The following is a 10,311-nucleotide window of genomic DNA, read 5'->3' as shown; positions in this document are numbered from 1 at the left end:
GAACATAGATAGAAGTTAGAATAAAAGTTATCAAAGAATTATCCTGGCGGCGATAGTGCGGTGGAACCACCTGACACCATACCGAACTCAGAAGTGAAACGCTGTAATGCCGATGGTAGTGTGGGGCTTCCCCATGTGAGAGTAGGGCACCGCCAGGTTACTAAATACAAAGCTAAATTAAATAAAATAAAATAAAAACAGAAGAACCCCAGTTGAGCTACTGGGGTTTTTGTTTTTTATAATTTATTCATTATTTAAAGAAAAGAATTAAAGTAGAAAATAGAAATCTTATTTCAACAACGAGTTTTTATTTTTGTATTGCCTACAATGTAGTTTTAATAAATATACCTATTTATATCATTTAGAGTTTTGATTTTTCATATTTTTCAAATAGACTTTATATATTCATTTCTAATCTCATCCATTATGCTTAAAAATTTAAACGAAATAACTTCAAGTATTATCGCTGATCCTCAAAATAAAGATTTTACACAACGTGGAATTTTTCCTTTATTTTCGGCCCCTAAAACAGCTAGGATTAATATTGTTGGTCAAGCACCTGGATTAAAGGCTGAGCAAACTCGTTTATATTGGAATGATAAAAGCGGTGATCGTCTGCGTGATTGGCTAGGTGTGGATTACGATTATTTTTATAATTCAGGGATATTTGCGGTTCTTCCTATGGATTTCTATTATCCTGGAAAAGGAAAATCTGGAGACTTACCTCCAAGGTCTGGGTTTGCAGAAAAATGGCATCCCCAGATTCTAGAAAATTTACCGAATATTCAGTTAACCCTTTTGATTGGTCAATATGCACAGAAATTTTACCTTTCGGATAATAAAAATAACGTAACTGAAACAGTTAAAAATTATCAAAAATTTTTACCGCACTTTATTCCTTTAGTTCATCCTTCACCTAGAAATCAATTTTGGATAGAAAGAAATCCTTGGTTTGGCGAAAAGGTCATTCCCGATTTGCAAAAATTAGTGAAGCGTATCATCAATGAATCAAAAGGGTAGTTGTCATATTTTTACTTTTTTCAATCTTAAGGCATTTATCAATACAGAAATTGAACTCATCGCCATCGCGGCGCCTGCAATGACTGGATTTAGAAAACCGAAAGCTGCAAGGGGGATGCCGAGAATATTGTAAATCAAAGCAAAAAATAGATTTTGTTTGATATTTTTCAAGGTTGCTCTTGCAATAAAAAGCGCATCCACAAGTTGATTCACCGAATGTTGCATAAGCGTTGCTGAGGCCGTTTGTTCTGCAATATCTGAACCTGATTTCATTGCAAAACTGACGTTTGCAGCGGCTAAAGCAGGCGCATCATTTATTCCATCACCTACCATTGCTACAACATGACCTAGAGCTTTCAGCTTTTGAATTTGTTCCGCCTTATCTCTAGGACTAAGTCCACCAAACGCTTTCTTAATGCCGAGCTGTTTTGCTATGTAATCCACGACAGATTGTTGATCGCCACTCATAATTACTACATCAATATTTTGCTGTTGTAAGCGTTGAATGGCATGCAAGCTATCGTTTTTTAAGGTGTCCGTCAGCGCAAATGCTCCAATAGGTTCATCATTTATAGATACCGCGACAATGCTCGCAATTTGCCAGATATCCTCTAAATTTTTAGGTAAGATTAAACCGCAATAATCTGGTTTACCGACTTTTATTGTTCCCACTTGTTCTAATTTGGCTTGAATTCCTTGACCAACCTCCATCTTTGCGAAAAGTGCGGTAGGAATTTCTAACATTTTTTGTTCTGCTGCGTGCACAATAGCTTTTGCAATTGGGTGGTTAGCTTGTTGCTCAACGGCTGCGGCAAAACGATACAAATCGTCTTCAGAATGCACCGAACTTTGTGGTTGCCATAGTGCTGAAATTTCAAGCTCTCCCTTTGTTAGTGTGCCAGTTTTATCAAGTACAACGGTATCCACATGGGCAGTTCCCTCCATTGCTGCCGCATCTTTAAACCATACGCCAGCATTGACCGCTTTACCTAAACCAACCATTATGGCTGCTGGTGTGGCTAATCCCAAGGCACAAGGGCAAGCAATCACAAGCACGGATACCGCGTGAATAAGTGAAGATACACTATCATTCGTCAGAATGTAAGTGAGAGTGAAAGTAACAAGTGAAATCAGTAATACAGCAGGTACAAACACCGACGCAACTTTGTCAGCAAATCGTGCAATTGGCGCTTTTGAGCCTTGCGCATCAGATAATGCATTCATCATATCGCCAAGTAAGGTTTGGCTACCAAGTTGATTCGCTCGGTAGATAATAGAACCTTCTGTTACCATCGCCCCCGCTAATACTTTTCCACCTTTCTGTTTTTCTTCTGGACGAGATTCGCCTGTTAAATGGCTTTCATCACACCACCCATTTCCACTTTCAATTATGCCGTCTGCCGCAATACGCTCGCCTTGATTCGCACGAATGATTTCGCCGATATTGACTTGGTCAAGTGCAATTTCAGTCCATTTGTCATTACGTAGAGCGGTGACTTTTTTTGGTGTCAGTTGCAAGAGCATGCTTAAACTATTTAAGCTGTGCTTTTTAGTGCGCTCTTCAAGAAATTTTCCAAGACTGACAAAACCAATTACCATAACAGAAGCTTCAAAGTACACATGTCTCATTGCATGATTGGCGTGGTAAAGCAACATGAAAGCAGAATAAATATAAATGGTGAGCGTTCCTGTACTGACCAGTACATCCATATTGGCAAGTCCACCACGAATACTACCGATGGCTCCGCGATAAAATGGAATGGCTAACCAAAGTTGCACAATGCTCGCTAACGCAAATTGCCAAATCGGGGGCAACATCAAATTATGTGAGCCACTCATCATGCCAAGCATACCAATCAGAAATGGAATATTGATTATCCAAAGTATGATTAATCGCCAAGGAATTGATGTATTTTTTTCTTCTATTGGTAATTCATTGGCTTGTTTGATATGAGCAGAAAAACCTGTTTTATGAATAATCTCTATAATTTGAGTTTCGCTTGCTTGCGTAGAGTCAAATACAACTTGTGCTTCTTCGGCGGCAAAATTCACTCCAGCTTGTTGCACAAATGGTTTTTTATTTAAAACTTTTTCAATACGATTGGCACAAGATTGGCAGGTCATCCCACCAATCTGAATCGAAATTTTTTTACTCTGTGGCATCAAATCCGGCATCTTCAATTACCTCAATCAACTGTGCAACATTGACTCGATTTTCATCAAAAGTAATATTTGCTTTACCTTCTAATTGCACAACAGCAGACTGTACGCCATCTAATTCAGTTAAAACTCGAGTAACGCTTTTTACGCAACCGCCGCAATGCATGCCTTCTATGTTTAATGTGATTGTTTTCATTTTTACTCCTTGTTAGTCGTTTTATTGATGGCTACACTATAAACCTTTACGTTAGGTTAAGGTCAAGAAATTTTTTATGAATATTAGTGAAGCTGCCAAATTAGTAGGTTTATCTACGAAACAAATCCGTGATTATGAAAAAATGGGTTTAATTAAACCCGCTGTTCGCAGTTTGTCAGGCTATCGAAATTATGGAGAAAGTGATTTAGAAAGATTGCATTTTATTCGCCACTCACGCGATGTGGGATTTTCGCTACATCAAATCGCACAATTATTAGAACTACAAGATAATCCTAAGCGTAGCAGCCGCGAAGTGAAAGCGCTAACAGCTCAACATATTGCGACATTAAATCAACAAATAGAACAGTTACAAAAAATGGTACAAGAATTGCAGCGTTGGCATGATAATTGTCAGGGCAATGACTGCCCTGAATGTTCAATTTTGAATGGATTAAAAGGATAAATGAAAAGTGCGGTTAATATTCCCAGCTTTCTGGATCAACACCTAATTCACGCATAAGCACTTTGGCATCTTCGGGAATTTCATCATTACGCTCTTTCATTAAATCTGCATCGGTGGGCAAAGGTTGACCGGTGAATGCATGCAAAAATGCTTCGCAAAGTAATTCACTGTTGGTTGCATGACGTAAACTTTTTAATTGGCGGCGAGTGCGTTCATTCGTCAAAATTTCCAATACTTTGATTGGAATAGACACAGTGATTTTTTTTACTTGCTCGCTTTTTTTGCCATGTTCTGCATAAGGGCTGATATATTTTCCGTCCCAATCTGCCATAATTTACCTTAGTGCTTATTGATAACCTTACAAATTGTCCGTATTCTAATGAAAAATCAAATAAATAACAATCTAGACGGCTAAACTTCTATGTTAAAAAGAGAAAGAAAAGTGCGGTAGTTTTTTAGATTAAATATAAATAAACGCTAGACAGTACAGGGTTTTAGTGATAATTTACGCTTCATTCAAAGGGCATATGCCCACCATTCGAATCATCAATTCTTATTAATTCCAATATTTATTCATTATGCATTTAACTGAACTTAAAAATACCCCTGTTTCTGATCTTGTGAAACTTGGCGAAGAACAAATGGGCTTAGAGAATTTAGCTCGTTTGCGTAAACAAGATATTGTCTTTGCAATTTTAAAACAGCACGCCAAAAGCGGTGAAGATATTTTCGGCGGTGGCGTGTTAGAAATTTTACCGGATGGTTTCGGTTTCCTTCGTTCTGCCGACAGTTCCTACCTTGCAGGCCCTGATGATATCTATGTTTCCCCAAGTCAAATTCGTCGTTTTAATCTTCAAACTGGTGATAAAATCGAAGGTAAAATTCGTCCACCCAAAGAGGGTGAACGCTATTTTGCACTTTTAAAAGTTGATCAAGTTAATGATGACAAACCTGAAGTTTCTCGTAGCAAAATCTTATTTGAAAACTTAACTCCATTACATGCTAACTCTCGTTTAAGAATGGAGCGAGGCAATGGCTCAACAGAAGATTTAACTGCACGTATTTTGGATTTAGCATCACCAATTGGTAAAGGTCAACGTGGTTTGATTGTTGCTCCGCCAAAAGCAGGTAAAACCATGTTGCTGCAAAATATTGCGCAAAGTATCACGCATAATTATCCTGATGTAGAGCTTATCGTATTATTGATTGATGAACGCCCAGAAGAAGTGACAGAAATGCAACGTTCAGTAAAAGGCGAAGTCATTGCGTCTACTTTTGATGAGCCTGCAACTCGTCATGTTCAAGTGGCAGAAATGGTAATCGAAAAAGCGAAACGTTCAGTAGAGCATAAAAAAGATGTAGTGATTCTGCTTGATTCTATTACACGTTTAGCGCGCGCTTACAATACGGTAACCCCTGCTTCAGGTAAAATTTTGTCTGGTGGTGTGGATGCTAATGCGTTGCATCGTCCAAAACGTTTCTTTGGTGCTGCACGTAACGTGGAAGAAGGCGGCAGCTTAACTATTATTGCGACTGCGCTAGTTGATACCGGTTCGAAAATGGATGAAGTTATTTTCGAAGAATTTAAAGGTACAGGTAATATGGAATTACACCTTTCTCGTAAAATTGCAGAAAAACGTGTATTCCCTGCAATTGATTTCAATCGTTCAGGTACTCGTAAGGAAGATTTACTTACTTCACCTGAAGAGCTTCAAAAAATGTGGATTCTACGTAAAATTCTTAATCCTATGGGAGAGGTAGAAGCAATGGAATTCCTTATTGATAAACTTATGGTTGCAAAAACCAATGAAGAGTTTTTTGAAGTAATGAAACGTTCATAGAAAGAAATATTCTAAAACTCTTTTATATAGTCGGTACTCTTATAGGAGTACCGATTTTTTATTGTTCGAATTTACCGCACTTTTTATAAAAAAATTTTAACTTGATCACAATTTTAGAATTTGCTCTTTGAGATTCTCTATTTATCGGCATAACATAATACTCAAATTTTGTTAGGGCATATTTTGCTCTGCAAATTGACAAATTTAAATAATTTATGCTTTGGAGCAAACTATGAAACCAACAGAAAAACTCAAATGGAACAAATTTGATGCAACATGGATGTTAAACCTTTTCGGTACGGCGGTTGGCGCTGGCGTCTTATTCCTACCGATTAACGCAGGGATGGGTGGATTTTGGCCATTAGTTTTAATGGCAATTATCGTCGGACCAATGACCTATTTTGCTCACCGTGGTTTAGCCTATTTTGTACTTTCATCAAAAAATCCTGGCAGCGATATTACTGAAGTAGTTGAAGAACACTTTGGTAAAACAGCGGGTAAACTTATCACCCTACTTTATTTCTTTGCTATTTTCCCTATTCTTTTAATTTACGGTAACGGTATTACTAACACGGTCGATTCTTTCATTGTGAATCAACTTGGCATGGCGTCACCAAACCGAGCGATTCTCTCTTTTGTATTAATTGCAATATTGATTTCCGTTATGCTATTTAATGAAAAAGTGATGTTAAAAATCACAGAATGGCTTGTTTACCCGTTAGTATTAATTTTATTCGCACTTTCTATTTACTTAATTCCAGAATGGAATGGTGCGATGTTACATGAATTCCCAACAGCAGGCGGTTTCGTCACAACATTATGGCTTACTATTCCTGTATTGGTATTCTCATTTAACCATTCACCAGCAATTTCATCTTTCACTTGCTCACAATTCCGTGAATACAAAACTTTCGATGGTGCAGAACGCCATATCGGCCATACAGAAAAAGGCACCTCAACGATTTTGTTATTCTTTGTAATGTTCTTCGTATTTAGCTGCGTATTGACATTAACACCTGAAGAATTAGTGGCAGCAAAAGCACAAAATATCAGTATTTTGTCTTTCTTAGCGAATAAATTTGATAATCCATATATCTCTTATTTTGGCCCGCTTGTTGCATTCTTAGCGATTACGAGCTCATTCTTCGGTCACTATATGGGCGCACGTGAAGGCTTAGAAGGCTTATATTTGAAAATGAAAGGCGAATCTGTAAATCGTAAAAAACTCAATTATGCGACCGCACTTTTCTTCTTATTAACTTTATGGGGCGTTGCGATTATTAATCCAAGTATCTTAGGCTTAATCGAATCTCTTGGTGGTCCAATCATTGCGATGATTTTGTTTATCATGCCAATGTACGCGATTCGCAAAATCCCAGCGATGAAACGCTACAGCGGACGTTTCAGCAATGTTTTTGTAACGATTATGGGATTAATCGCTATCTCTGCGGTTGTTTATGGATTATTATAAACGCCCTTTAAAGTTTAGCGAATTTTGAGAAATTTATGATTAGCGTATTTGATATGTTTAAAGTGGGAATTGGGCCATCCAGTTCCCACACTGTCGGTCCGATGAAAGCCGGCAAACAATTTATAGACGACTTAATTGAACGAAATCAGTTTGAACAAACCGCTGAAATTCATGTGGATGTTTATGGTTCTCTTTCAATGACAGGGAGAGGCCATAGTACGGATATCGCCATCATCATGGGGTTAGCGGGTTATTTACCACATAATGTGGATATCGATATGATTTCAGGTTTCATCGAGAAAGTGAAACAAACTGCGCTTTTACCAATTAATGTTGGTCAAAAAACGGTAAAATTTGATTTTGAAAATAATCTCATTTTCCACCGCACTTTTTTAAAATTGCATGAAAATGGCATGACAATTACCGCTCTTGATGAAAATCGCACAGAGCTTTATCGCCAAACCTATTATTCGATCGGTGGTGGTTTTATTGTCGATGAAGCCCATTTTGGTCAAGAAGAAAAAAACACAGTCCAAGTGCCTTATCCTTACAAAAATGCAGAAGATATTTTGAAACATTGCAGTGATAACGGCTTAATGCTTTCCACTGTGATGTTGGAAAATGAAGTCGCCTTGCATGGCAAAGAAGCTGTCAGTGCTCATTTAGAGAATGTCTGGAAGACGATGCAAGCTTGTATCGAACATGGTATTCATACTGAAGGGATTTTACCTGGGCCATTACGAGTGCCACGTCGTGCAGCATCCCTTTATCGTATGTTGCAAGCAAATACTAATTTGTCCAACGATCCAATGCGTGTGATCGACTGGGTTAATATGTTTGCGCTTGCTGTCAATGAAGAAAATGCAGCGGGTGGACGCGTAGTCACAGCGCCAACCAACGGTGCATGCGGGATTATTCCAGCAGTATTAGCTTACTATGAGAAGTTCATCTCACCATTAACGCCTGAGATTATTGAACGCTATTTATTAGCAGCAGGAATGATTGGTTCACTTTATAAAATGAATGCTTCGATTTCTGGCGCAGAAGTGGGTTGCCAAGGTGAAGTGGGTGTAGCATGTTCAATGGCTGCTGCGGGACTGGCTGAAATTTTGGGTGGTAATCCACTGCAAGTATGCATCGCAGCTGAAATTGCAATGGAGCATAACTTAGGATTAACTTGCGATCCGGTGGGAGGCCAAGTTCAAGTACCTTGTATCGAACGTAATGCAATTGCTTCAGTAAAAGCAATCAATGCATCACGAATGGCTTTACGCCGTACCACTAATCCAAGAGTAACCTTGGATAAAGTGATTGAAACAATGTACGAAACAGGCAAAGACATGAACGCCAAATATCGCGAAACATCTCAGGGCGGACTAGCAGTTAAGATTGTGTGTTCTTAGTATAGGTAAAAAAGGATTGAGCAATGCTCAATCCTTTTCATTTTGTTAACAACAAATATCTTGTACCACAAATTGAAGTGAATGGCGCGTAAATTGTTGCTTTTTTCGATGTTTTAAACGTCTTAAACGTGAATTTCGAGATAAAGAGGTTTGTTGTAAATTGGTTTTCTTTTTAAGAAAAGTTTTGCGTTTTAACATTTTATTTATCCTTTTTTCCTTTTATTTCTTCTGCATTTTCAATCGCACTTTCGTTGTTGGCATTATCATTCATTGTTTGATTTTCTTGGACTCGATGATAATTCACAATGCTATTCATATAGCGGCGAATATTTTCTACATATTGATGCGCTTCATAGCCTCGAGCATAGCCGTATTTGAGTTGGGAATAATAACGTTTTTCTGCTAATAAAGGCAGGTTTTTTTTCACATCGAGCCAATTATCTGGATTTCCGCCAAGATTTTTGGTTAAACGACGCGCATCAATTAAGTGGCCAAGCCCCATGTTATAGGCGGCTAAGGCAAACCAAATTCTTTCTTCTTTTTCAATGGTTTCTGGAATTTGACTAATCAGCCAGTGTAAATATTCTGATCCCGCTTTAATGCTTTGTTCAGGATCTGTTCTATCGCTGATTTTCATATGTTGCGCGGTATCTTTAGTTAACATCATTATGCCACGCACACCCGTAGGCGATGTTGCATCAGGATTCCAATGAGACTCTTGATAAGCGATGGCCGCGAGTAATCGCCAATCTAATTCGCCTTTATATTTTTCAAAGAGCGGTGAGAATTGTGGCAGTGTATTTTCAATTGCGTTCATATAAGAGCGCGTATCCACGTAATCAAATTGTGAAATATGCCCTAAATATTTTTCTTTTAAATTATCCACTAGCCCTGTTTCTTGTGCATTATTCATAAAATTGAGTAAGGCAGCTTGCAGATCATTGTAGGCATTATTTGGTAAATACCAGTGAATGTTTGCTTCATCAGTAATATCAAAGGCAATGGCTAATTCTGGTTTGATTTGTTGGATCGCCGCAATATCAATCGAATTTGCAATAACGTAAGGAATTTTTCCTTCAGACAGCTGTAGCAATAGTTCTTCTTGAGTAAACGCTTGATTTCTTTTCCAAGTTAATTGTGGATATTGTTTTTGTAATTCTTTTAGTTTTTCTTCTAATGATGAATTGTTAGCGATATAAATTTCTTTCTTGATATCGCCTAGATTTTTAGGGCGTTGTTCATTTTTTCGATAAGCTAATTGCCATGAAGCGGAATGATATGCTGGGCCAATTTGGAAACGTTCTGCATGATTAGGATGATATAAAAGGTGAGCCGCAGCTAAATCAATATTATGTTTATCTAGCTCATTAAATAATTGTTCTTGATTATCGAAAGTTTTAATTTCGAGTTCTACACCTAGTGAATCAGCAAATGCTTTAGCCAATTCATATTCAAAGCCTCGTTCTCTGTCTTTATTTATAAAATAAGAAATAGGATTGTTCATTGTGCCCACAATGAGTGAGCCTCGTTCTTGAATTGCTGTATAGTGGTTTTCTTCAGCATGGCGTAAAAATTGCCATGGGAATACCATATCTATAGCCCAAAGCAATAAAGCCAAGGCAGTAATAATACGTAAAAAGAGACCTTTCAATGATTTTTCCTATATAAAAAGCTTGCGGGATTGTAGCTAGAATTTAAGCAATAGACAATAAAAAGCCCCTTGAGGTTCAAGGGGCTAAGTTTTGTTTACCGAATAG

At 37.8% G+C, this 10,311-nt stretch carries 10 protein-coding genes and 1 rRNA gene; 6 read left to right on the top strand and 5 right to left on the bottom strand.

Annotation, left to right across the window (positions count from 1 at the left end; translation table 11 throughout):
• Positions 1–42: 42 nt before the first annotated feature.
• Positions 43–158: ribosomal RNA gene (gene rrf / locus KKW16_RS02990) — 5S ribosomal RNA — on the top strand.
• Between the two features lie 268 nt (positions 159–426).
• Positions 427–1,020 carry a uracil-DNA glycosylase family protein gene (locus KKW16_RS02985; RefSeq protein ID WP_048954299.1) on the top strand — a complete coding sequence of 198 codons (594 nt, stop codon included), beginning with the start codon at positions 427–429 and terminating at the stop codon, positions 1,018–1,020.
• A 3-nt stretch (positions 1,021–1,023) separates the two neighbouring features.
• Here the strand turns inward: KKW16_RS02985 and KKW16_RS02980 are convergent, their stop codons facing one another.
• Positions 1,024–3,195 (bottom strand): heavy metal translocating P-type ATPase, encoded by a 2,172-nt coding sequence (locus tag KKW16_RS02980; RefSeq protein ID WP_048954297.1) that lies wholly within the window; start codon positions 3,193–3,195, stop codon positions 1,024–1,026.
• Positions 3,170–3,376, bottom strand: coding sequence for a heavy-metal-associated domain-containing protein (locus KKW16_RS02975; protein WP_048954296.1), 207 nt, complete (start codon positions 3,374–3,376; stop codon positions 3,170–3,172). The genes KKW16_RS02980 and KKW16_RS02975 overlap by 26 nt, the downstream gene beginning before the upstream one ends.
• 76 nt (positions 3,377–3,452) lie before the next feature.
• Here KKW16_RS02975 and cueR point away from each other — a divergent pair, with 76 nt between their 5' ends.
• Positions 3,453–3,839, top strand: coding sequence for a Cu(I)-responsive transcriptional regulator (gene cueR / locus KKW16_RS02970; protein ID WP_005629546.1), 387 nt, complete (start codon positions 3,453–3,455; stop codon positions 3,837–3,839).
• 13 nt (positions 3,840–3,852) lie between these two features.
• Here the strand turns inward: cueR and metJ are convergent, their stop codons facing one another.
• Positions 3,853–4,170, bottom strand: coding sequence for a met regulon transcriptional regulator MetJ (gene metJ, locus KKW16_RS02965; RefSeq protein WP_005634287.1), 318 nt, complete (start codon positions 4,168–4,170; stop codon positions 3,853–3,855).
• A 247-nt stretch (positions 4,171–4,417) separates the two neighbouring features.
• Here metJ and rho point away from each other — a divergent pair, with 247 nt between their 5' ends.
• The 3 genes from rho (at position 4,418) to KKW16_RS02950 (ending at position 8,554) form a co-directional block, all read left to right on the top strand.
• Entirely contained in the window at positions 4,418–5,680 is a 1,263-nt protein-coding gene (gene rho, locus KKW16_RS02960; RefSeq protein WP_048954295.1) for a transcription termination factor Rho, read from the top strand.
• 232 nt (positions 5,681–5,912) lie between these two features.
• Positions 5,913–7,151: an HAAAP family serine/threonine permease gene (locus KKW16_RS02955; RefSeq protein ID WP_048954294.1), complete on the top strand. Its 1,239-nt coding sequence runs from the start codon at positions 5,913–5,915 to the stop codon at positions 7,149–7,151.
• A 35-nt stretch (positions 7,152–7,186) separates the two neighbouring features.
• The gene (locus KKW16_RS02950; protein ID WP_048954293.1) at positions 7,187–8,554 is read left to right on the top strand and encodes an L-serine ammonia-lyase; all 1,368 of its coding nucleotides are present in this window, start codon (positions 7,187–7,189) and stop codon (positions 8,552–8,554) included.
• Between the two features lie 45 nt (positions 8,555–8,599).
• On the opposite strand, the gene KKW16_RS02945 is transcribed toward KKW16_RS02950, so the two are convergent.
• Positions 8,600–8,752: a hypothetical protein gene (locus KKW16_RS02945; RefSeq protein WP_165818712.1), complete on the bottom strand. Its 153-nt coding sequence runs from the start codon at positions 8,750–8,752 to the stop codon at positions 8,600–8,602.
• Position 8,753: 1 nt separating this feature from the next.
• Entirely contained in the window at positions 8,754–10,205 is a 1,452-nt protein-coding gene (mltF, locus tag KKW16_RS02940) for a membrane-bound lytic murein transglycosylase MltF (RefSeq protein WP_048954292.1), read from the bottom strand.
• Between the last annotated feature and the right edge of the window lie 106 nt (positions 10,206–10,311).

The organism is Haemophilus sp. SZY H8 (assembly GCF_018829755.1).
GTDB lineage: Bacteria > Pseudomonadota > Gammaproteobacteria > Enterobacterales > Pasteurellaceae > Haemophilus > Haemophilus haemolyticus_K.
The sequence above is the reverse complement of the archived record's forward strand: the minus strand, read 5'-3'. Positions and strand labels throughout refer to the sequence as shown.

Coding starts and splice junctions, on each gene's coding strand:
- metJ (WP_005634287.1), bottom strand. CDS start 4,170: ATGGCAGATTGGGACGGAAAATATATCAGCCCTTATGCAGAACATGGC.
- KKW16_RS02985 (WP_048954299.1), top strand. CDS start 427: ATGCTTAAAAATTTAAACGAAATAACTTCAAGTATTATCGCTGATCCT.
- KKW16_RS02980 (WP_048954297.1), bottom strand. CDS start 3,195: ATGCCGGATTTGATGCCACAGAGTAAAAAAATTTCGATTCAGATTGGT.
- KKW16_RS02975 (WP_048954296.1), bottom strand. CDS start 3,376: ATGAAAACAATCACATTAAACATAGAAGGCATGCATTGCGGCGGTTGC.
- KKW16_RS02950 (WP_048954293.1), top strand. CDS start 7,187: ATGATTAGCGTATTTGATATGTTTAAAGTGGGAATTGGGCCATCCAGT.
- KKW16_RS02945 (WP_165818712.1), bottom strand. CDS start 8,752: ATGTTAAAACGCAAAACTTTTCTTAAAAAGAAAACCAATTTACAACAA.
- rho (WP_048954295.1), top strand. CDS start 4,418: ATGCATTTAACTGAACTTAAAAATACCCCTGTTTCTGATCTTGTGAAA.
- KKW16_RS02955 (WP_048954294.1), top strand. CDS start 5,913: ATGAAACCAACAGAAAAACTCAAATGGAACAAATTTGATGCAACATGG.
- cueR (WP_005629546.1), top strand. CDS start 3,453: ATGAATATTAGTGAAGCTGCCAAATTAGTAGGTTTATCTACGAAACAA.